This is a genomic window from Pseudomonas sp. NPDC008258 (genome assembly GCF_042956345.1).
Classification (GTDB): Bacteria; Pseudomonadota; Gammaproteobacteria; order Pseudomonadales; family Pseudomonadaceae; genus Aquipseudomonas.
This window is the reverse complement of record NZ_JBIBGE010000029.1, coordinates 68217-88967: the sequence shown is the minus strand read 5'-3', so window position 1 is coordinate 88967 and position 20751 is coordinate 68217. Positions and strand designations below refer to the sequence as shown.

Below are 20751 nucleotides of genomic sequence, written 5' to 3'. Positions count from 1 at the left end.
GCAACACCCCACAACAATAACAAGAGTACTCGCCATGACTGCGGATTCTTCCCTGCCCAACCCCCGTACCGCCTGGCTGGTGGCCGCGCTGCTGGCCCTGCTGATGCTGGTCAACTTTCTCGACAAGGTGGTGATCGGTTTGGTGGCGGTGCCGATGAGCGCCGAACTGGGCCTGACGGCCACCGAGTTCGGCCTGATCGGCGGCGCCTTGCATTGGTTTTTCGCGATATCCGCCGTGGTCGGTGGCTTCATGGCCAACCGGCGCCCCACTCGTACCTTGCTGCTGGGCATGGGCCTGTTCTGGGCGCTGATCCAGCTGCCGATGCTGTTTGCCACTTCACTGTGGGCCATCGTCGCCTGCCGGGTGCTGCTGGGCATCGGTGAGGGGCCGGCATCGCCGGTCGCCACCCATGCACTGTACAAGTGGTTTCCCAACGACCGGCGCAACCTGCCGGTGGCCCTGCTGCATGCCGGCAGTGCCATGGGCCTGCTGGTGGCGGGGGCGATGATCCCCTGGGTCAGCCTGCATTACGGCTGGCGCACCAATTTCATCATCCTTGCGCTGATCGGCCTGGTCTGGTGCCTGCTGTGGTGGCGGCTGGGCCAGGAGGGCACCCTCGAGCGCCTGCGTGCCAGCCAGCTCAAGGCCGACGAACCCGCCATCCCCTATCGCAGGCTGCTGGGCGACCCCAGCGTGCTGGGCAACTACCTGTGCCACTTCGCCGCCAACTGGTCGCTGGCCCTCACCCTGACCTGGGTACCCAGTTACCTGCAGGTGGGCCTGGGTATAGACCCGCTGCAGACCGGGCGCATTTTTATCATGTTCGTGGTCGTGACCACGCCGTTGAGCTTGCTGCTGGCCTGGTTCTCCCAGCGCCTGATGCGTCGCGGCGTGAGGTCACGGGTGGCACGCGGCGTGTTCGTTTCGGTGTGCCTGATATTGGGCGGGCTGTTGTCGGCGTCGCTGATGCTGCCTGGCTTGAGCACGGCCGCAAGGGTCGCCGCGCTGACTTTGAGTGGGGGCCTGGCGTTGGTGATGTATTCCGTGGGCCCGGCAATGCTCGCCGAGTTCACCCCGGCGGCCCAGCGCGGCGGCATCCTCGCCATGGGCAACGGCATCGCCTCGCTGGCCGGGTTGGCAGCACCGGTGGTGACCGGCTTGCTGGTACAAGGTGCGGGTAGCGAGCACCCGGCGGGGTATGCCCAGGGCTTCCTGGTATGCGGGGCGGTGCTGGTGGTGGCCGGGTTGGTGGGCGTGGCAACCATGAACCCGCAGCACACCCAGCAGCGCCTGCGCGAGTCGGCTGCCGCTGGCGGGCAGGCACGCGCTCAGACCGCCAGCTGAACGTCGAGCACCGACTCCAGCGGCTCGGCCTCCTTGCCGATTAGCTCGCCCCGCCAACGGCCGCTGTTGACCAGGTCGATCAGCACGCTGCGCACCAGGTCGCGCAGGCAACCGGCAGCGAACGATAGGGGTTTGTGCTGGGAGTGCGCCAACGCGATGGTGCGGCTGATGCGCGGTTCGACGATGCGCCTTGCCGCCGTGGGTTCCAGCAGCACGCTCAGCGGCGGCCAGTTGCTGATGGTCGCCGCCAGGCCGGCGCGCACCAGGCTGGCGATACCGGGTGCCGATTGCTGCTCGTAGGCGGCAACCAGGGGCACGGCCGCTTCCATGGCGGCTTGCTCGATGCGTCGGCGCAGGTGCAGCGTCCTGGGCGGCAGCACCAGCCGGGTGGCGGCGGCTTCGGCGAGGGTGATGGTGTCGGGGGTGTCTGGGGCTGATGCGCCAACCCAGTACAGCGCCTCGGTGAAGATTGGCTCGGCCTCCACATGGTCGAGTTCCTCGGCATTGGGCACCACACCGAAGTCCACCTTGCCCAGCTCGATGGCCTGGCCGCCTTCACGGCTGAGGCCGTCCCATACGGTCAGCGTCACGCCGGGGAAGCGTTGTTCGGCGCGCCTGACGATTTCTGGCAGTAGCAGGTCGGCGGCCGTGGCCGGGATGGAAATGGCCACGTGGCCCTTGGGGTCGCCGCGGCTGGATTTCAGCTCATCCTTCACCGAGTCGAGTTTCTGCACCACCTGCCGGGCCACTTCGTAGAGTTGGCGTCCGGCATCGGTCAGGGCTATGCCATCGTGCTGGCGGTCGAGCAGCTGCATCTCCAGCTCACTTTCCAGCAGGCTGATCTGCCGGCTCAACGCCGGCTGGGCAATGTAGGCGCGACGTGAAGCCGAAGAGAAGCTGCCAGCTTCGACGATGGCAATCAGGTAGCGGAGCTGTTTCAGGGTCATCGGAGCGGTTCCAAGGGTATACCGAACTGATATGGCACGTATCCGTACACGTTATTTGTGGGGTTCGAAGCCCGGCTCCTAGTATCACCCCGAAAGGGCGTGCCAAGGCAAGCCCGGCCCGGACACCACAACAACAAGAGGCCAAACCCGATGAAACCATTCGCCCTGTTGCGCAGCTTCCTGTTCGTCAACGCCAGCCTGCTGAGCCTGTACGTGGTGGCCATGCCACTGCCGGCAGACCTAACGCCGGTTGGGGCCGAACGCGGGCCCAGCAGCGACGGCCGCATACCGGCCTGGAACGGCGGCCTGCAGGCGCGGGAAGTGTCGCTGGCGGTCAACGGCACGCCGCTGGACCCGTACGCCGATGAGCAGCCGCTGTATGTGATCACCGCCAACAACTACACCCCGTACCGGGAGCAGCTGACGGCGGGGCAGGTGGCTTTGCTGCAGCGTTACCCCCAGTCTTTCCGCCTGCCGGTGTATCCCTCGCACCGCAGTGTCGCGGTGCCTCCCCCCGTGGCCGAGTGGGCCCGGCACAATGCGGCCAGCGCCCGGCTGGTCAATGATGGTAACGGCGTAGAGGGCTTTGCCGGCGTAGTGGCATTCCCTAGGCCCGGGAATGGCCTGCAGGTGCTGTGGAACCACCTCACCCGCCCGCGCAACGGCAGTTACAGCCTGGCCTCGGACAGCATCACCCCGCGTGGTGATGGCCGCTTCGCGGCGATGAGCCTGCAACAGAGCTTCGCCCGCCCCGACGTACTGGAAGGCGGCCAAGCGGGCAACGTGTTGTATTACCTGAGTTACCGCATGACCGCGCCGTCGCGCCTGGCGGGCGATGCCGTGGTGCTGCACGAAACCCTCGATCAGGTAGCCCAGCCGCGTCTCTTGTGGTTGTACAGCAGCAGCCAGCGGCGGGTGCGGCGCGCGCCCGCGCTGGCCTATGACAGCATCACCCCGGGCACGGCCGGCCTGCGCACCGCCGACAGCCGCGACATGTTCAACGGAGCCCCGGACCTCTACCAGTGGACCCTGGTGGGCAAGAAGGCCCTGTATGTGCCGTACAACAGCTATCGCCTGGCTTCGCCGCTGCTCGGTTATGCCGCGCTGATCGGGCCGGGGCACGTCAACCCGCAACCCACCCGCTACGAGTTGCACCGTGTGTGGGAGGTGGTGGGCACCCTCAAGCCTGGGGCGAAGCATCTGTACGCCAGCCGCCGCTATTACCTGGACGAAGACAGCTGGGCCATCCTTGAGGCGGACTTCTTCGACCATAAGGGCCAGCTGTGGCGGACCGCCCAGGCCCACAGCTACTACCACGTCACCGGCCAGGCGCTGGTCAACGCCATGGAGGCGATCTACGACCTGCGCAGTGGTCGCTACCAGCTGTCCGGGCTGACCAACGAGCAACCACGGCCGTACGCTTTCGACGTGCGCACCAGTGCTTCCTACTTCTCCCCCGGCGCATTGCGCAGCCAAGGGCTGCGTTGACACAGGGCTCTCATGAATTCCGATCAACGTCATACCCCTTGGGAGCGCTGGTTGCTGGGGCAGGGCAAGGCGCCTGACCCGCGTTTTACCCTGGCCAATGAGCGCACCTTTCTGGCCTGGATCCGCACCGCCCTGGCCTTGCTCGGCGGCGCAATCGCCATCGAAACCTTCGCTGCCCATGCCTGGCCGCCATCTGGGCGCGTGGCCATGGAGCTGGCGTTGCTGGCCACCAGTTTGCTGGTGAGCCTGGGCGCCGGCTGGCGCTGGTTGGCGGTGGAGCGCGCATTGCGCCGCGGGGCGCCTCTGCCGCTGTCGCGCCTGGTGCCGCTACTGAGCGTGGCGTGCGGATTTGCCTGCGTGGCGCTGGTCGGCGTGCTGTGGGCGCGTTGGCATGGCGGATAGCGCCGGGGACACTGGGCTGCAGGCCGAACGTACGGTGCTGGCCTGGCGGCGCACGCAGGTGTCGCTGCTGCTGGTAGCGTGCATCGCCTGGCGTGGAGAAATGTGGATGGTGGCCGGCATGGCGGCGCTGCTAGCGCTGCTGGGCCGGGCCCGTGAGCGCGGGGTGTACCGCCGAGGGCTGGGCATGCTGCACCGCGAGCAGGGCCACGCGGCCGCCTGGAGCGTGCTGCTTTGTGCCTTGGGAGTGGCGGGCCTGGTGCTGAGCGTGTTGTTGCGCCGCCCGCTTTAGGGCGGCGCTGTGGTTGATTCAGGGGGTGACGATATTGAAGCGCCCGTCCGGCTCGTCCAGCCCTGCCATGAAGCGCATGAACTTCATGCGCTCGCCACTGATGTCGATGTCACCCACGGTTGCTTCCTTGAGAAACCCGGTCTGCTTCAGGGCGATGCGGTCCAGGGTAGCCTTGCTCATTTTCACCTCGACATCCGCCTGCCCGTGGCGGGTGTGGTCGCGGTGGGTCAGCACGCCGTTGCGCAGGGTCAGGGCGTAGTCTTCGTTCAGGTCGGTGAAGTGCCAGTTGATGGCCAGGTCCTGCTCGGCGGCTTTGGCAGCATCCACGCGTACGCCCAGGTAGTCGAAGAACAGCGTCGGGGTCAGGGCGCGTACCAGGTCGTCTGCGCTGCCACCTTTGCTGGCGGCCGGCGCCACACCGTTGCGCAGCTCTTGCGCACCGGTCAGGTAGGCGTTGCGCCAGGTGGCGTTCTCGCTCTGGTAGCCCAGTTGCTCCAGGGCGTCGGCCTGCAGCTCGCGCGCTGCGCTGTTATCGGGCTGGGCGAACACCAGGTGCCGGGTGAGCTCGGCAACCCAACGGTAATCACCGCTGCCGTAGGCCTCACGGGCCAAGGTCAGCACCCGCTCGGCGCCGCCCAGGGCCTTGACGTAATGCGTGCCGGCCTCGCTCGGTGGCAACGGGTTGAGGGTTGCCGGGTTGCCGTCATAAAAGCCCATGTAGCGCTGATACACTGCCCGCACGTTGTGGCTGAGCGAGCCGTAGTAGTCGCGGCTGTACCATTTGCTGGCCAGCCGTGGCGGCAAGGTGGTCAGCTCGGCGGCGATCTCGGTGGGGCCCAGGCCGCGGTTGATCAGGCGTAGGGTCTGGCTGTCGATGAAGGCGTACATGTCGCGCTGATCAGCCAGGTAGTCGCGGATCGCTGCGCCGCCCCAGGTCGGCCAGTGGTGTTGGGCAAACAACACTTCGGCCTGCTCGCCATAGCGCAACAGCGATTGGTCGAGGTAGTGCGCCCACACCTTGGCATCGCGCACCTGGGCACCGCGCAGGGTCAGCACATTGTGCTGCACGTGCGAGGCGTTCTCGGCCATGCACAGGGCCTTGAACTGGGGGAACCACAAGTTCATTTCAGCAGGCGCTTCGGTGCCAGGGGTGAGCTGGAACTCGATGTCGACACCATCGATGCGCATGGTCTCGAAGGGCTGTTCGATCAGCCGGGTCGGCGCAATCAGGCTGACGGTGGCATTGGCCGGCACACCCTTGCCCAGCCCGGCATCAACCTGACCGCGTGGCCCACGTGGCAGTGGCGCGCCGTACATGTACTGCGCACGGCGCTTCATTGCCGGCCCGGCCAGCACGTTTTCGCTGACGGCATGTTCGAAGAAGCCCTGCGGGGCGATGATCTGCACCTTGCCCGCCTTGACGTCGGCCGTGTCGATCACCCCACGCACCCCCCCGAAATGATCGACGTGCGGGTGGGTATAGATCACCGCCACCACCGGCCGCTGCGGGCGATGGCGAAAGTACATGGCCAACCCGGCCCTGGCGGTTTCCACCGACAGCAGCGGGTCCATCACGATCAGGCCGTGCTCGCCTTCGATCAAGGTCATGTTGGCCAGGTCCAGGCCGCGCACCTGGTAGATGCCTTCGCTGACCTTGAATAACCCGGCAAGGGTGTTGAGCTGGGCGATGCGCCACAGGCTCGGGTTGACCGTGGCCGGTGCCTCACCTTTCAGGAAGGCATAGCGCTGCAGGTCCCAGACGGTTTTGCCTTCGGCATTCACCACGGGCTGGTCGACGGCTTCGAGCAGCCCGCGGCGGGCATTGTCGAAGTCGCTGCGGTCGTTGAACGGCAGGCGCTGCAACCATTGCTGATTGCTCTGGCGGGTGAAGTCGCTGGCGTCCTTGGCCGGCCCGTCGGCCAGCGCCGCGTAGGGCAGGGCCAGGGCCAGCAGGCATGGCAGTGTGCGTAGGCGCATGGGGTGGTCCTTGTTGTTCTGAGGGCAAACACTCTAAGGACAGAATCCGCTGGCGAACCAATACCACTCTTGCATGGCCAGCCATGCCCAAATGCGATGGCTTAGCCGGCACCAATGTCCATGATGCGCCCCACCAGCCAGGCCAGTGCCGGGTCGTGCTGGCGATGGGCAAGGTACACCAGCTCCAGCTGAAAGGGCTCCAGGGCGAACGGCAGGTCGAATACCTGCAGTGGCAGCAGCCGGGCGAAATGGTGGGCCAGGGCGGTGGGCAGCACAACGCACAGGTCGGAGCTTGCGGCCAGGTGCGCGGCCTGCAGGTAATTGGGCGTGGTGTAGACGATGCGCCGGGCCAGGCCCTGTTCTCCCAGCCACTGGTCGACCATGCCACGGGTCTGGCCACCGTGCACCCACAAGTGGCGCAAAGCGAGAAACGCTTGAAGGTCGAGTGTGCCATCCACTTCGGGGTGGCCCTGGCGCACCGCCACGTGCAGGGTTTCGCTGCGCCAGTGGCGCCGCTCGTAGCGCGCCGGCACCTCATCGAAGCGCCCCAGCACCAGGTCGAGTTCGCCGCGATCGAGGGCTTCGGCGGGCAGATTGGGCGTGAGGTGCAGCACATCCACGCGCAGATGCGGCGCCTGGGTTTGCAAGGTGACCAGCAACTTTGGCATGCACAGCTGTTCGGCAAAGTCGGTAAGGGCAATGCGCAGTTGCCGGTGGCTGAGTCGGGGGTCGAAGCTGTCGGCGGCGCCAAGGGTCTGTTCGATCTGCAGCAGCGCCGCGCGAATCGGGCCTTCCAGGGCCAGGGCGCGCGGGGTGGGGCGCATGCGCCGGCCCACGCGCACCAGCAGCGGGTCGCCCAGCAGGTCGCGCAGGCGTGCCAGCGCATTGCTCACCGTCGGCTGGGTCAGCGCCAGGCGCTCGGCAGCACGTGACACGTTCTGTTCACGCAGCAGCATATCCAGGACGCGCAGCAGGTTGAGGTCGAAGTTGATTATATTCATGCGAAGAATACATGGGATGGAAAATGAGAATTTCCAAAATAGTAGGCGCCTGACTAGGGTGAGGGCAATGCCTTCACAACTTGAATCAGGAGCGTCCCCAGTGAGTACTCCCTACAACGTTCAGCAGGTGGCGGTGATCGGCGCCGGCACCATGGGCCGCGGCATCGTCATCAGCCTGGCCCGTGCAGGCCTTGCGGTGCTGTGGCTGGACAACGACCCCAGCGCCACCGAAGCCGGCCTGGCGATGATTGCGCAAACCTGGGCACAGCAGGTTGCCAAGGGCCGTATCGATCAGGCCGAGGCCGACGCTTGCCTGGCGCGGGTGCGCCAGGTAAGAGCCTATGACGACCTCGCCGAAGCCGACCTGGTGATCGAAGCGGTATACGAGAACCTGGCGCTCAAGCAAGTCATCTTCCGTACCCTGGACAGCACGCTCAAGGCCGACGCCATTCTGGCCAGCAACACCTCGGCACTGGACATCGACGCCATCGCGGCCGTCACCCGCCGGCCCGAACAGGTACTCGGGCTGCATTTCTTCAGCCCGGCCCATGTGATGAAGCTGTTGGAAGTGGTGCGCGGCGAGCGCACTTCGCCTGCGGTGCTCGATGCGGCCCAGGCCCTTGGGCAGCGCATGGGCAAGGTAGTGGTGGTGGCCGGCAACTGCCCGGGCTTCATCGGCAACCGCATGCTCGCCAGCTATGTGGCCGAGGCGCGCAAGCTGCTGCTCGAAGGCGCCACGCCGCGGCAGGTGGATGAGGCGCTGCAGGCCTTCGGCATGGCCATGGGCCCGTTTCACATGTACGACGTGGTCGGCATCGACCTGGAGTGGCGTGCGCGTCAGCTGGCCGGTAAAGACATGGATGCGCCGTTGGTACAGGTCGACAATGCCCTGTGCGCGCTGGAGCGTTTCGGCCAGAAAAGCGGCCAGGGTTACTACCGTTATGCCCACGGCAGCCGTGAAGCCGTGCACGACCCAGAGGTCGATGCGCTGGTGCTCAAAGTCGCCCAGGACCTGGGCGTGCACCGGCGCGCGATCGACGACGAGGAAATTCGCGAGCGCTGCCTGCTGGCGTTGGTCAACGAGGGCGCGAAAATTCTTGAGGAAACGGTGGCCAGCTGCAGCGCTGACATCGACCGGGTGTACCTGCATGGCTACGGCTTCCCGAACGAGGTGGGCGGGCCTATGCGCTGGGCCGAACAGCAGGGGCTGGGCGTGCTGCTGGCACGCCTGGAACGCTTGCAGGGCCTGTTCGGCGAGCACTGGCGCCCGGCCGGGTTGCTGATGCGCCTGGTGGCTGAGGGCAAACAGCTGGCCGACGTCCGCGAGGGCCGCGCATGAACTACCGAGCCCCCCAGCGTGACATGCACTTCGTGCTGCACGAACTGTTCGATGTGACGGCGCACTGTGCCCGCCTGGGCAATGAACTGGATCGCGAAACCATCGATGGCATTCTTGAGCAGGGTGCACGCTTTGCTGGCGAAGTGGTTGCACCGCTCAACCGCCGGGGCGATGAGCAGGGCTGCCGCCTGGAGCAAGGCAACGTGCGCACACCGGATGGCTTTCGCCAGGCTTACCGGCAGTATGTGGAGCAGGGCTGGGGTGGCATGACCGGCCCGCTGGAACATGGCGGACAGGGCTTGCCGCAAATGGTTTCGGCCTGCTTTCACGAAATGCTGATGGGGGCGTCGCTGTCGTTTCGGATCTATTCCGGCCTGACCGAGGGCGCCGTGCTGGCCTTGCACCGGCATGGCAGCGCCGCCCTCAAACGCGATTACCTGGGCAAGCTGGTCAGCGGCGAATGGGCCGGCACCATGTGCCTGACCGAGGCGCAGGCCGGTACCGACCTGGCGCTGCTGCGTACCCGTGCCGAGCCGCAGGGCGATGGCAGCTACCGCATCAGCGGCAGCAAGATCTTCATCAGCGGCGGCGACCAAGACCTCACCGACAACATAGTCCACTTGGTGCTGGCGCGCCTGCCGGATGCGCCGGCCGGCGTGCGTGGCATCAGCCTGTTCCTGGTACCCAAGTTCGAATGTACGGAAGGCGCAGGGCTGGGCCCGCGCAATGCGGTCGAATGCGGCGCGCTCGAGCACAAGATGGGCATCAAGGGCGCGGCGACCTGCGTGATGAATTTCGATGGCGCTCGCGGCTGGCTGCTGGGGGAGGCCAACCAGGGCCTGGCGTGCATGTTCACCATGATGAACGATGCGCGCTTCCAGGTCGGCCTACAGGGGCTGGGCATCGCCGAGGCGGCCTTTCAGGGAGGCTTGGTCTATGCCCGCGAGCGCTTGCAGTCGCGCAGCCTGGCGGGGCCGGTGGCCCCCGAGCGCAGTGCCGACCCGATCATCTGCCACCCTGACGTGCGGCGCATGCTGCTGACCCAGAAAACCCTCAGCGAAGGTTGCCGCATGCTGGCGGCCTTTGCCGCGCAAGCCCTGGACCTGGAGCACGGCGCCTTGCAGCCTGAGGTGCAGGCGGCTGCCGGCCGCCGGGCGGCGTTGTTGATCCCCATCGTCAAGGCCTTCCTCACCGATGTCGGGCAGGAGACTGCCAGCCTGGGCGTGCAGCTGTACGGCGGGCACGGCTACATCCGCGAATGGGGCATGGAGCAACTGATGCGCGACAGCCGCATCACCCAGCTGTATGAGGGCACCAATGGCATTCAGGCGTTGGACCTGGTTCGCCGCAAGCTGCTTGGCGACGGCGGCGAGCAGCTGCGCCTGCTGATTGATGAGTTGCTTGAAGCGGCACGCACCTGCCGCGCAGACGCGCTGGACGGCATGGCCCAGGCGGTTGCCCAGCGCCTGCAGGAATGGCGCAACCTGAGCGCCGAGGTGCTCGACGCCTGCCGCTGCGACCCGCAGGAAATCGGCGCGGTGTCGGTGGATTTTCTCGCCTATTCGGGCTATGTGCTGCTGGCCGCGTTGTGGCTGCGGGCGGCCGAAACCGCCAGCGCGGCCTTGGCCGCAGGCAGCCAGGACAGCGCCTTCTACCAGGCCAAGTTGCAGGCTGCAGCCTTTTACTGGCGGCGGCTGTTGCCGCGCGCGAGTGCCCACTGCGAGGCCTTGCGCGGCGGCGCGCAGTGCCTGATGAGCCTGGATGAAGCGCACTTCGCCTTTTGACCTGGCCCGGCTGTTCACCCACAAGAACAAGAGGAACATGAGCATGCAGCCTTTCAGTTTTGCCACCACCCCCCACCTGCTCTGCGAACCTGGCGCTGCCGGGCGCCTGGCGCAGCTGTGCCAGCAACGCGGCGTGCGCCGCGTGCTGATCGTGACCGACCCGGGTATCGTCAACCTGGGCATGCTTGATGACTTGCTGCCAGGGTTCACCCAGGCCCACCTGAGCGTGGCGATCTTCAGCGAGGTCAGCGCCGACCCCAGCCATGCCTGCGTGCTGTCGGCCGTCGCTCGGGCACGGCACATCGGCGTCGAGCTGATCGTTGGCTTTGGTGGCGGCAGCTCCATGGATGTCGCCAAGCTGGTTGCGCTGTTGGCGCACCCGGCCTGTGACCAGACCCTGGAGGCGGTCTACGGCATCGACCAGGCCAGAGGCCAGCGCCTGCCGCTGATCCAGGTGCCGACCACCGCCGGGACAGGGTCGGAGGTCACACCCGTCGCGGTGATCACCACCGGCGAGGCGGCCAAGATGGCGGTGATTTCACCCCTGTTGCTGCCCGACCTGGCACTGCTCGACGCCGAGCGCACCCTCGGCCTGCCCCCGGCGATCACCGCCGCCACGGGGATCGATGCCATGGTCCATGCCATCGAGGCCACTACCAGCCAGTTCAAGCGCAACCCGCTGTCCAGCCTGTTGGCCCGTGAGGCGCTGGCGCTGCTGGCCGGCAACCTCGACCAGGCGGTGCACAACGGTGGCAACCTGGGGGCGCGCCAGGCCATGTTGCTGGGCGCCTGCCTGGCCGGGCAGGCGTTCGCCAACGCGCCAGTAGCGGCGGTGCATGCGCTGGCCTACCCGTTGGGGGCGCGTTACCACGTGCCGCATGGGCTGGCCAATGCGCTGGTGCTGCCCCACGTGATGCGCTTCAACCGGTGCGAAGCGTTCGCCGACTATGCCGCGCTGGCGCCGGCACTGCTGGGCGAGCGGCTGGTGCCGGGCGATCCCCATGAGCTGTGCAACCAGTTCATCGATGAACTGGAGCAACTGGCGCCACGCTGCGGCCTGCCCAGCCGGCTGCGAGATGTCGGGGTGCCGCGGCACAGCCTGCCATCGCTGGCCGAGGATGCCCTGCAACAGCAACGGTTGCTGGTCAACAACCCGCGCAAGGTCGCCCTCGACGACGCATTGGCCCTCTATCAGGCGGCGTTTTGAACATGGCCAGGGAACGCCCGCTGCGCGGCGCCTACCGCCACTTTAAGCCGATCACTACGCGCTGGCACGACAACGACTTGTATGGGCATGTGAACAACGTCGTTTATTACGGGTTTTTCGACAGTGCCGTGAATACCTGGTTGATTGAGCACGCCGGCCTCGATATCCACCACGACCCGGTGGTGGCCTACGTGGCCGGGTCCGCCTGCGACTATTTTGCCGCCGTCGCCTTCCCGCAACGCATCGAGGTAGGCATTGTCGTCGAACGGTTGGGCAACAGTTCGGTGCACTACGCCCTGGCCGTGTTCGTCGAGGGCGAGCCCGAGGCCTGCGCCGCTGGGCGTTTCACCCATGTGTTCGTCGATCGCCGCAACAACCGCCCGATCACTATTCCCGCCAAATTGCGCAGCGCCTACGAAAGACTGCTGCCGGTGTAATTGCCCAAGGAGAGCCGTTTCATGCAAGACGCCGTCATTGTATCCACCGCGCGCACGCCCATCGCCAAGGCTTGGCGCGGCGCGTTCAACGACCTCACCACCCCCAGCATGAGCGCCATTGCCATCCGCGCCGCCGTTGAGCGCGCCGGCGTGGAGCCGGGCGAAGTCGAGGACCTGCTGCTGGGCACCGCCATGCAAAGCGGGACCGCCGCCATTAACCCGGCGCGCTTGTCGGCCCTGGCGGCCGGCTTGCCGCAGTCGGTGGCCGGGCAGACCATCGACCGCCAGTGCGCCTCAGGGCTGATGGCCATTGCCATCGGCGCTCAGCAGATACGCGGCGAGGGCATGCAGGTGGTGGTCGGAGCCGGGCAGGAGCAGATCAGCCTGGTGCAGCAGGCGCACATACAGGCCGCCAATGCTGCCCAAGACGCCACGGTGCGGCGCCTGTGCGAGCACGCCTACATGCCCATGCTGCACACGGCCGAGCTCGTCGCCAAGCGCTATGGTATCGACCGCCATGCCCAGGACCATTACGCCTTGCTGTCGCAGCAGCGAACAGCGGCAGCGCAGGAGGCCGGGCTGTTCGCTGATGAAATCGTTGCAGTAACGACGCAGCGCAAGGTCATCGACAAGGCCACTGGCGTCCAGTCCCACGAGCGCATGCACCTGAGCCAGGACGAAGGTAACCGCCCGCACACCCGGCTGGCGGACCTTGAGGCACTGCAACCGGTGATCGAGGGCGGCTGCGTGACTGCGGGCAATGCCAGCCAGTTGTCCGACGGTGCCAGCGCTTGTGTGCTGATGAGCGGTTCCCGGGCGGCACGCGCAGGCTGCCAGCCGCTGGGGCTGTATCGGGGCATGGCGGTGGTCGGCCTGGCGCCGGAGGAAATGGGCATTGGCCCGGTGCTGGCGATACCTCGCCTGTTGGCACGCCACGCGTTGCGGGTCGAGGACATCGGCTTGTGGGAGATCAACGAGGCATTCGCCTGCCAGGTGCTCTACTGCGCCGAACACCTGGGCATCGACCCAGCGCGGCTCAACGTCAACGGAGGGGCGATCGCCATCGGCCACCCCTATGGCATGAGCGGTGCGCGCATGGTCGGACATGCCTTGCTTGAAGGCCGCCGGCGCAAGGTCCGCTATGTGGTGGTGAGCATGTGCGTGGGCGGGGGCATGGGCGCGGCAGGCTTGTTCGAAGTGCTCTGAAGCACCGTCATCGAGCCATAACGAACCGGCATGGCATTGATCCGAAGACGCTATTTGTGCGCGTAATCAAACCTACCTGATACTGCTCGTCACCGACACCGCCGGCCTGGACGTCCGGCGCGTCCGCGCTGAACCCATCATTTCCCTCTCTAATAAAACAACAAGAGGTTAAGAGTGAGCGCAACCCTTCCATTCTGCCGGCGCCAGGCGCCGCTGGCGGCCCTGTGCTGCGTGCTCGCAACCCCGGTTGCGGGCCTTCAATTCGACGTTGGCCCGCTGCAAGGGCGTTTCGACTCGGCGGTGTCAGTGAGTACCGCCGTCAGCACTGCCAACCCCGACAAACAGCAGTTGCAGGCAGCCAATGGCAACGACGGGCGCCGCAACTACCGCTCGGGCGATGTATTTTCGGCGATGCTCAAAGGCACTCACGATCTGGAGCTGCGCCGCGATAACGCGGGTGTATTCCTGCGTGGCACCTACTGGTACGACACCGCGCAGCGCGACCACAGCCAGCGGGCCGTCGACATCGACGACCGCAACCGCCAGGTTTCGGCTAAAACCGCGGGGGCGGAGCTGCTCGATGCGTTCGCCTATGGTCTTTACGACATTGGCGGTGAGCCTGGTTCGCTGCGGGTGGGCAAACAGGTGGTCAACTGGGGGGAAAGTCTGTTCATCCAGGGCGGGCTGAACGTGATCAGCCCCTTCAACCAGGCTGCGCTGCGCCGGCCGGGCTCGGAAGTGAAAGACGCCCTGGCGCCGGTCAACCTGCTGTATGTTACGCAAAACCTCAACCAAGCGCTGTCTTTCGATGCCTTCTACCAGCTGGACTGGGAGCAGACACGGCTGGAGAACTGCGCAACGTTCTTTTCTGGCAACGACTTCATGCCCGAAGGCTGCCAGGGGCTGGATGTCGGCGGGCAGATGGTGACCAACCCGTCCGTGTCGACCGCCCTGGCCCCGTTCGGTGTGACGCTGTCGGAGGAGGGCGTACGGGTGCCTCGGGGGGCCGACCAGGATGCACGCAACAGTGGCCAGTGGGGTTTTTCGCTGCACTGGTACGTTGAACCACTGGATACCGAGTTCGGCCTGTTCGCCGCCAACTACCACAGCCGCTCGCCATACCTGGGCACGGTCAGCAGCCGCTATTACGCCAATACGGGCTTTGCCCGTGAACTGTGCGGCAATGTTGGTGTGGCGCTGGCCAATTGCGGCGCCTTTCTGGCGTCCAGCAACGGGCAGACCCTGGCCGGCGCGCTGCGTATGGGCACCTCGCAGTACAGGGCGCAATACCCCGAGGACATCCGCCTGTACGGCCTGACCTTCGCCACCACCTTGCGCAACGGTGCCGCCGTGCAGGGTGAGCTGAGCTACCGGCCGAACATGCCGGTGCAGCTCAACGGCAATGATGTGCTGCAGTCATTGCTCAATGCCCCCGGCCGCAGCCCGCTCAACGCCGACGGCCTGCGCCCTGCGACCGACAACACACCCTTCGACGGTTACCGGCGCAAGGAGGTGACCCAGGCCCAGGTATCGGCCGTGCAGGCGTTCAGCCAAGTCATGGGCGCTAACCAGCTACTGCTGATGGGCGAGGTGGGCGCCACCTATGTAGGCGGGCTGGAAGGGCGCTTCGGGCCGCGTTATGGCCGCTCCGGTGCCTATGGCAACGGCGAGCTGGCCGACAACAGCCTGTGCCTGGCGATCTCGAAAAGCCCGGGCGACTGCAACGACGAGGGCTTTGTCACCCCCTTTTCCTGGGGCTACCGCCTGCGCGCAACGTGGAGCTACCCCAACCTGATCCAAGGCCTGGACATTCGCCCAGGCCTGGCCTGGGCCCATGATGTCAAGGGTTACTCACCGGCGGACAGCTCGGCCTTTAACGAAGGCTCGCGCTCGATCAGCCTGGGCGTGGACGTCAGCCTGGCCAGCCAGTACTGGGCCAGCCTGGCCTATACCGATTACCTCGACGGCGATTACGGCACCCGCGGTGACCGGGATTATGTGGCGTTCAGCGTGGGCGCCAACTTCTAGTGCAACCAAGGAGCAAGACCATGTTCAAGCGCAGCATGAACCCTTCATCCGCCAACCTGACGGGTATCGCCCTGGTGCTGGCGGGTGCCCTGGCCCCAACCCTGGCGGTCGGTGCGCCGACCGGGCAGAGTGTGATGCAGGGGTTCCCTCCAGCGCCGGAGTTGCGGGTCAACCAGGCCAATGCCTTTCAGCCACCGTACTTGCGCTGGTCGATGCGCCACGCCCGTGAGGTGTCGCCCACCCGTGGCATCGCCCGGGCGGCCACACCGCTGAGCTTGACCGAAGGCCGCGCGGCGGCGCTCGACCAGCTGGCCTTCAGCGCCGGTGACCAGCCTTTGACCTTGGCTGGCTACCTGCAGCAAACCAGCACCGACGGGCTAATCGTGCTGCACCAGGGCAAGGTGGTGTACGAGCGTTATCTGGAAGGCTTCCAGCCCCGCCAGTCCCATATCTGGGCGTCGATGACCAAGTCGGTCACCGGCCTGATCGCCGCCCAGCTGATCGCCGAAGGTGCGCTGGACCCGCAGCGTACGCTGGCGCATTACGTGCCGGAACTGCGCGGCACGCCGTTTGGCGAGGCGACGGTGCAGGCCAACCTGGACATGCAGGTGGCGGTGCAGTACCCCGCGCAGATGCCGCCGGACCTCGGCCTGTTTGCCGCTACCGGCCTGATACCGCGGGGCGAGGGCATGCCGGGGGATATCTACAGCTTCCTGCGGCAGGTGCAGCAGGCGCCGAACACCGCTGGCCAGGCGCCGTTCTTCTACCAGAACGGCTCGCCGGAAGCGCTGGCCTGGGCGTTGCGGCGCGTCACCGGGCTCAACTGGGCGCAGTTGGTCGAACAACGGTTGTGGTCACGCTTCGCCGAGGACGATGCCTATGTGCAGGTCGACCCGCTCGGTACCGAAATGGCCAGTGGCGGCATCAGCTGCAATTTGCGCGACACCGCCCGCTTCGCCGAACTGGTGCGCCGCGAACTGGCCCGTGATGCCAAGGGCGACAGCTTCAACCAGGCTGTGCACAGCACGTTCCAACCTGCGGACCCGGCAGTGTTCGCTCAGGGCAACCTTGGCCCTGGCCGCCCTGGCTACAGCTACCGCAATTACTGGTACCAAAAAAACGATGTCGACGGTTCGTTCGAGGCCAGCGGGCGCTTCGGGCAGAAAATCTACATCAACCCCCGCCGCGAACTCGTAATCGTGAAGCTCTCAGCCACCGCCGACCAAGCCCGTCGCGCTACGCGTGCTGACGGCAAGGTGAATGCCCCCACGCGCGTCGTGGACTCGCCGGCTACATTCAACAGCATGGTGGGTGCGGTGCTGGCGGCACTGCCCGGTTGAGGTGTAGGGGCCGGCAGGGGCGGGTTGCATGCTGAAACCCCTCAGTGCGGGAGGTCTTTTATCGACCCAAAACAGCCGCTGAAAAAACAACCTGTTCGGGGACGCTACACGCACACTGTGGGAGCGGCTTTAGCCGCGAACACCGGCAAAGCCGGTGCCAGCCACCGCGTCGCCTGCTCCGCGGCTGAAGCCGCTCCCACAGGAATCGTGGGTAGCTGGCAAGCGGTATTTGAACGGTGGCAGCTATCGACCCATAGCTGCCGCTGAAATAAAAATGAGCCGTTCAGGAAGCCTACGCGCACGTTGGTTCAGCCCAGAATGAAAAGGCGCCTGCTGTTCCCAGCAGACGTCTTTGGTTGCTCAGTCGGCACCGTGCCCGACGGCGCTCAATAGTTCCAGAACCCTGCGATCCAGCGGAACCCATCTCCGTCGACCGCCACTCGCCCTACAGAGGGGAATGGCAAGTGTGTGGCAACGAACAGCTCGCCACTCGCCGCGGCAGCTTGCAAAAGCGCCACCCGTACCCGTACCGACTCATCAGGATCGTGCTCGAAGCCGTTGTGCCAATCCGGGTGATCAAAGGCTACCGGGAACAGCGCATCGCCGGCGAATGTCAACCGCTCTGCGCCCGAGTTGAGATACACCACGCAATGCCCCGGGGTATGGCCGCCGGTAAGGCTGGCGACCACACCGGGCGCCACTTCATGCTGGCGTTCGAACGTGCGGATCCTGCTGCCATAGGTTTGCATGAACGCCGTGGCCGTGGACCGCAGCACGTCCGGCACCGGCTGTGGCATGTCTGTCTGCGAGAAATCCGGTGCGGCCCAGAAGGCGACCTCGGTCGCGGTGACATGAATTTTCACGTCCTCACGCAAGCGGTTTTTCACCTCATCCACCAGCAGGCCGCCGATATGGTCCATGTGCATGTGGGTAATGACGATATCGGTGATCGATTCCAGCGCGATGCCGGCAGCCGCCAGCCGTTTCGGAAACTGCCCGGCCCGCGGGAAGCCGGGGAACTGCCCACCCAGCCCTGCATCCACCAGGATCACCTGCTGACCGCTGCGCACCAGCAGGACGTTCAGGGCCCAGTCGAAGTTTTCCGGCCCCAGGAACATGTCCTTGAACCAGGCCGCGCGGGCAGCCGGGTCGGCGTTGGTCGACATGGTCTGGGTGGGCAATGGCAGTACACCGTCACTCACCACCAGCACATCGATGTCGCCGACTTTCACGGCATAGCGCGAGGGCACCAGTTCTTCAGTCTCGCTCGGGACGACAGTGTTCATTGGCATTGTCATGGTCGTTCTCCTGCTCGAATGGATAGGTTCATGCCACTGGAATCGACGGGTCGGCAGCGGCCAGGGCGGTGGCGCGTTCGGCGGCCGGTGGGTAGATCCATACGGTGTTGATCTGGGTCTTGAGTTCCTTGGCTTCGCCTTTCACCAGTTTCAACTGACGGTCCCAGCCTTCGCTGTACACGGCGCCCCATGCACCCAGGTCCAGGCAGGTCACGTACTTGGGCTGGCGATAGGGGGTGGGAGCCACACCCAGCAGGTCGGCGGCGGCATTGTTGCCGGCATGGCGGCCGAGGCAGATGGCGTGCTGGCAGGACATCACCGCGAAATTGCCGATATCGTCGGTGGCGGCATAGGCCACATCGCCCGCGGCGAATACATCGTCCAGGCCACGCACCTTGAGGTTGCCGTCCACATGCAGGCGGCCCTGGTGGTCGCGTGCGCTGGTCAGCTGTTCGGTCAGCGGGCTAGCGCGCATGCCGGCGGTCCAGACCACGGTCTGGCTTTCGATACGCCGGCCATCAGCCAGGGTTACGCCTTCGGCATCCACCGCCGCTACGGTAGCGCCGACGACCCATTCGATACCCAGTTCGTCCGAGGCTTCGATGATCGAAGGCCGGATACCTTCACCCAGGGCGGCACCGATGCGCTCGCCACGGTCGATGAGCACCACCCGGGTCTTCTCGCCTTCGCCCAGTGCTGCACGCAGGCGCGCAGGCATTTCGGTCGCGGTCTCGATACCGGTGAAGCCGCCGCCGGACACCACCACGGTATTGCGGGCGGCGCTGGCGGGCCGTTGGCCCAGTGCCATCAGGTGCTGCTCCAGGCGCGCGGCCGACTCGATCTGGTCGACGTCGAAGCTGTGCTGGTTCAGGCCAGGCACAGGTGGCCGCGCCAGCTGGCTGCCGCTGGCAAGGATCAGCCGGTCGTAGGCCAGCTGCGCCGGTTGGCCCGCTTCGTCGCGGTAGCTGACGCGGCGGGCCTGTTCGTCGATGCTGTCGGCGCTGCCCTTGACGAAGTGTACGTCCACGGCGTCGAACAGCGCCTTGAGCGGGGCGAACATGCTGTGCACATCGGCTTCGTAGAAGCGCGGGCGGATGCGCAGTTCGGCTTGCGGGGCCAGCACGGTGATCTGTACGTCCTGGCGGTCATGCATGTCGAGCAGGCGCGCAGCGCTCAGGGCGCTCCAGAGGCCGGCGAAACCTGCACCAATAACCAGAAGTTGCTGTTTCATGATTGTGCTCCTGACGTGAACGGGTAAAGGTTCTGAACTTCAGCCTTGGCGAGACGCTGTAGGGCCAGTCGTTCGCTGTAGGTTGATGTTAAGCAGGGGCAGGGGCGGGGACACTTCTCCATGGGTGTGCAACGGATTACGCATGGGGCGTAAGGGGGTATACAAAGGTATCGAGGCAGCTGTTCAGTGCTGCAGGGCAGACGCGATGCAGTCCAGCAGTTGCTGGGCTTCGAATGGCTTGGGCAGGCAACTGACCACGCCCGGCATGCCCGGGGTGATGCGCGAGCGCTGGCCGGGGTGGGCGCTGATGAAGATCACCGGGATTTCGAATCCCCGTACCTGCAGTTGCGTCAGCAGTTCGACGCCGCACATGCCGGGCATCTGGATGTCGGAGATCAGGCAGCCCGCCTGACCCGGGCCATCGGAGGCGAGGAAATCACTGCCGCTGGCAAAGGTGCGGGCACGGTAACCGGTGGCACGCAACAGGCCGTCGAGCGCATCGCGCAGGGACTCGTCGTCGTCGACGACGGCAATCAGCGTTGCGGTGGGCTGCTTCATGCGCGCTTGGCTCCTGGCGGCCTGTGCCATGGTATCCAAGATACCCCGTCGCGCAGGTGGCAGAAGTATACCTTGGTATAACCGGGCAATACCTGCGTCTGGTATTGCAGTTTGCAGTGGCCAAACCGGTGAAGGTTGCCCAACAATAGGCTAGATTTTTCATCTGCCAACGACGCGGCGTCATTGCTCAAGGAGTACACATGGCCTTACAGGGCACGCATAGCTCGAATGAGCCGATGGTGTATATCGTCGATGACGACGAGGCCATGCGCCTGGCCCTTGACGGGCTGTTCCGCTCAGTGGGTTTGCAGGTGCAAAGCTTCGGCTCCACCCAGGACTTTCTGGCCTTCCCGCGCAAGGCTGTACCCGGCTGCCTGGTGCTCGATGTGCGCCTGCGCGGTGAGAGCGGCCTGGCCTTTCAGGCGCAGATGGAGCAGGGCGGGGTGCGCATGCCGGTGGTGTTCATGACCGGGCATGGCGACATCGCCATGTCGGTAAAGGCGATGAAGGCTGGCGCGGTCGATTTTCTGGCCAAACCGTTCCGTGACCAGGACATGCTCGACGCGGTGGCCAGTGCCCTGGCGCGCGACCGCGAACGGCTGGCAGGCGAGCAGGCAAACCTGGCACTGCGCCGAGCTTTCGAAGCCCTCACGCCCAGGGAGCGCCAGGTGCTGGGCTTCGTGACCGCAGGCCTGATGAACAAGCAGATCGCCGCTGAGCTGAACCTCAGCGAGGTCACCGTGAAGGTACACCGCGGGCAGATGATGAAGAAGCTTGGCGCGCGTTCGGTTGCCGACCTGGTGCGCATGGCCGAAGCGCTGGGTGTCGAGCCGTTACCGCGCACAGTCTGACACCGCCCGTATTCTTCCAACTC

Annotated in this window: 18 protein-coding genes; 12 read left to right on the top strand and 6 right to left on the bottom strand. The window is 65.7% G+C overall.

Features of this window, described 5'->3' with window-relative positions:
• The first annotated feature begins 34 nt into the window (after window positions 1–34).
• Window positions 35–1345 carry an MFS transporter gene (locus tag ACFY9W_RS21815; RefSeq protein WP_391134524.1) on the top strand — a complete coding sequence of 437 codons (1311 nt, stop codon included), beginning with the start codon at window positions 35–37 and terminating at the stop codon, window positions 1343–1345.
• Here the strand turns inward: ACFY9W_RS21815 and ACFY9W_RS21810 are convergent.
• A complete protein-coding gene (locus ACFY9W_RS21810) occupies window positions 1330–2292 on the bottom strand; it encodes a LysR substrate-binding domain-containing protein (RefSeq protein ID WP_391134521.1) in 963 nt (320 codons plus the stop codon). The genes ACFY9W_RS21815 and ACFY9W_RS21810 overlap by 16 nt on opposite strands.
• A gap of 150 nt (window positions 2293–2442) precedes the next feature.
• On the opposite strand from ACFY9W_RS21810, the gene ACFY9W_RS21805 reads away from it, so the two are divergent.
• Genes ACFY9W_RS21805 through ACFY9W_RS21795 form a run of 3 tightly spaced genes read left to right on the top strand, consistent with a single transcriptional unit; the run spans window position 2443 to window position 4471 of the window.
• Window positions 2443–3780, top strand: a complete 1338-nt coding sequence (locus ACFY9W_RS21805) for a DUF1329 domain-containing protein (RefSeq protein WP_391134518.1) — start codon at window positions 2443–2445, stop codon at window positions 3778–3780.
• A gap of 12 nt (window positions 3781–3792) precedes the next feature.
• On the top strand, window positions 3793–4182 hold the full coding sequence (locus ACFY9W_RS21800) for a DUF202 domain-containing protein (protein WP_391134515.1): 390 nt from the start codon (window positions 3793–3795) through the stop codon (window positions 4180–4182).
• Window positions 4172–4471, top strand: coding sequence for a DUF202 domain-containing protein (locus ACFY9W_RS21795; protein WP_391134512.1), 300 nt, complete (start codon window positions 4172–4174; stop codon window positions 4469–4471). The genes ACFY9W_RS21800 and ACFY9W_RS21795 overlap by 11 nt, the downstream gene beginning before the upstream one ends.
• 18 nt (window positions 4472–4489) lie before the next feature.
• Here ACFY9W_RS21795 and ACFY9W_RS21790 read toward each other — a convergent pair whose 3' ends face one another.
• Window positions 4490–6448 (bottom strand): alkyl sulfatase dimerization domain-containing protein, encoded by a 1959-nt coding sequence (locus ACFY9W_RS21790; RefSeq protein WP_391134509.1) that lies wholly within the window; start codon window positions 6446–6448, stop codon window positions 4490–4492.
• A 101-nt stretch (window positions 6449–6549) separates the two neighbouring features.
• Window positions 6550–7449, bottom strand: a complete 900-nt coding sequence (locus ACFY9W_RS21785) for a LysR substrate-binding domain-containing protein (RefSeq protein ID WP_391134506.1) — start codon at window positions 7447–7449, stop codon at window positions 6550–6552.
• Window positions 7450–7516: 67 nt separating this feature from the next.
• Between ACFY9W_RS21785 and ACFY9W_RS21780 the strand changes: the two genes are divergently transcribed.
• The 7 genes from ACFY9W_RS21780 (at window position 7517) to ACFY9W_RS21750 (ending at window position 16790) form a co-directional block, all read left to right on the top strand.
• Window positions 7517–8788, top strand: coding sequence for a 3-hydroxyacyl-CoA dehydrogenase NAD-binding domain-containing protein (locus ACFY9W_RS21780; RefSeq protein ID WP_391134503.1), 1272 nt, complete (start codon window positions 7517–7519; stop codon window positions 8786–8788).
• Entirely contained in the window at window positions 8785–10572 is a 1788-nt protein-coding gene (locus ACFY9W_RS21775) for an acyl-CoA dehydrogenase C-terminal domain-containing protein (RefSeq protein ID WP_391134500.1), read from the top strand. Before ACFY9W_RS21780 ends, ACFY9W_RS21775 begins: the two co-directional genes overlap by 4 nt.
• 43 nt (window positions 10573–10615) lie before the next feature.
• Complete coding sequence (locus ACFY9W_RS21770; RefSeq protein ID WP_391134497.1) at window positions 10616–11779, top strand: iron-containing alcohol dehydrogenase; 1164 nt, start codon at window positions 10616–10618, stop codon at window positions 11777–11779.
• Window positions 11780–11781: 2 nt separating this feature from the next.
• Window positions 11782–12216: a thioesterase family protein gene (locus tag ACFY9W_RS21765; protein ID WP_391134494.1), complete on the top strand. Its 435-nt coding sequence runs from the start codon at window positions 11782–11784 to the stop codon at window positions 12214–12216.
• Between the two features lie 21 nt (window positions 12217–12237).
• Window positions 12238–13422 (top strand): acetyl-CoA C-acyltransferase, encoded by a 1185-nt coding sequence (locus tag ACFY9W_RS21760; RefSeq protein ID WP_391134491.1) that lies wholly within the window; start codon window positions 12238–12240, stop codon window positions 13420–13422.
• Between the two features lie 174 nt (window positions 13423–13596).
• Window positions 13597–15450: a DUF1302 family protein gene (locus ACFY9W_RS21755; RefSeq protein ID WP_391134488.1), complete on the top strand. Its 1854-nt coding sequence runs from the start codon at window positions 13597–13599 to the stop codon at window positions 15448–15450.
• A gap of 20 nt (window positions 15451–15470) precedes the next feature.
• Window positions 15471–16790: a serine hydrolase gene (locus tag ACFY9W_RS21750; protein WP_391134485.1), complete on the top strand. Its 1320-nt coding sequence runs from the start codon at window positions 15471–15473 to the stop codon at window positions 16788–16790.
• A 386-nt stretch (window positions 16791–17176) separates the two neighbouring features.
• On the opposite strand, the gene ACFY9W_RS21745 is transcribed toward ACFY9W_RS21750, so the two are convergent.
• The 3 genes from ACFY9W_RS21745 to ACFY9W_RS21735 form a co-directional block, all read right to left on the bottom strand.
• On the bottom strand, window positions 17177–18088 hold the full coding sequence (locus ACFY9W_RS21745) for an MBL fold metallo-hydrolase (protein ID WP_391134482.1): 912 nt from the start codon (window positions 18086–18088) through the stop codon (window positions 17177–17179).
• A gap of 28 nt (window positions 18089–18116) precedes the next feature.
• A complete protein-coding gene (locus ACFY9W_RS21740) occupies window positions 18117–19319 on the bottom strand; it encodes an FAD-dependent oxidoreductase (RefSeq protein ID WP_391134479.1) in 1203 nt (400 codons plus the stop codon).
• Window positions 19320–19502: 183 nt separating this feature from the next.
• The gene (locus ACFY9W_RS21735; RefSeq protein ID WP_391134476.1) at window positions 19503–19877 is read right to left on the bottom strand and encodes a response regulator; all 375 of its coding nucleotides are present in this window, start codon (window positions 19875–19877) and stop codon (window positions 19503–19505) included.
• 200 nt (window positions 19878–20077) lie between these two features.
• On the opposite strand from ACFY9W_RS21735, the gene ACFY9W_RS21730 reads away from it, so the two are divergent.
• Window positions 20078–20728 carry a response regulator gene (locus ACFY9W_RS21730; protein WP_391134473.1) on the top strand — a complete coding sequence of 217 codons (651 nt, stop codon included), beginning with the start codon at window positions 20078–20080 and terminating at the stop codon, window positions 20726–20728.
• The last annotated feature ends 23 nt before the right edge of the window (window positions 20729–20751 follow it).

Coding starts and splice junctions, on each gene's coding strand:
- ACFY9W_RS21750 (WP_391134485.1), top strand. CDS start 15,471: ATGTTCAAGCGCAGCATGAACCCTTCATCCGCCAACCTGACGGGTATC.
- ACFY9W_RS21760 (WP_391134491.1), top strand. CDS start 12,238: ATGCAAGACGCCGTCATTGTATCCACCGCGCGCACGCCCATCGCCAAG.
- ACFY9W_RS21785 (WP_391134506.1), bottom strand. CDS start 7,449: ATGAATATAATCAACTTCGACCTCAACCTGCTGCGCGTCCTGGATATG.
- ACFY9W_RS21735 (WP_391134476.1), bottom strand. CDS start 19,877: ATGAAGCAGCCCACCGCAACGCTGATTGCCGTCGTCGACGACGACGAG.
- ACFY9W_RS21780 (WP_391134503.1), top strand. CDS start 7,517: ATGCCTTCACAACTTGAATCAGGAGCGTCCCCAGTGAGTACTCCCTAC.
- ACFY9W_RS21775 (WP_391134500.1), top strand. CDS start 8,785: ATGAACTACCGAGCCCCCCAGCGTGACATGCACTTCGTGCTGCACGAA.
- ACFY9W_RS21740 (WP_391134479.1), bottom strand. CDS start 19,319: ATGAAACAGCAACTTCTGGTTATTGGTGCAGGTTTCGCCGGCCTCTGG.
- ACFY9W_RS21745 (WP_391134482.1), bottom strand. CDS start 18,088: ATGACAATGCCAATGAACACTGTCGTCCCGAGCGAGACTGAAGAACTG.
- ACFY9W_RS21790 (WP_391134509.1), bottom strand. CDS start 6,448: ATGCGCCTACGCACACTGCCATGCCTGCTGGCCCTGGCCCTGCCCTAC.
- ACFY9W_RS21815 (WP_391134524.1), top strand. CDS start 35: ATGACTGCGGATTCTTCCCTGCCCAACCCCCGTACCGCCTGGCTGGTG.
- ACFY9W_RS21765 (WP_391134494.1), top strand. CDS start 11,782: ATGGCCAGGGAACGCCCGCTGCGCGGCGCCTACCGCCACTTTAAGCCG.
- ACFY9W_RS21770 (WP_391134497.1), top strand. CDS start 10,616: ATGCAGCCTTTCAGTTTTGCCACCACCCCCCACCTGCTCTGCGAACCT.
- ACFY9W_RS21795 (WP_391134512.1), top strand. CDS start 4,172: ATGGCGGATAGCGCCGGGGACACTGGGCTGCAGGCCGAACGTACGGTG.
- ACFY9W_RS21805 (WP_391134518.1), top strand. CDS start 2,443: ATGAAACCATTCGCCCTGTTGCGCAGCTTCCTGTTCGTCAACGCCAGC.
- ACFY9W_RS21810 (WP_391134521.1), bottom strand. CDS start 2,292: ATGACCCTGAAACAGCTCCGCTACCTGATTGCCATCGTCGAAGCTGGC.
- ACFY9W_RS21800 (WP_391134515.1), top strand. CDS start 3,793: ATGAATTCCGATCAACGTCATACCCCTTGGGAGCGCTGGTTGCTGGGG.
- ACFY9W_RS21730 (WP_391134473.1), top strand. CDS start 20,078: ATGGCCTTACAGGGCACGCATAGCTCGAATGAGCCGATGGTGTATATC.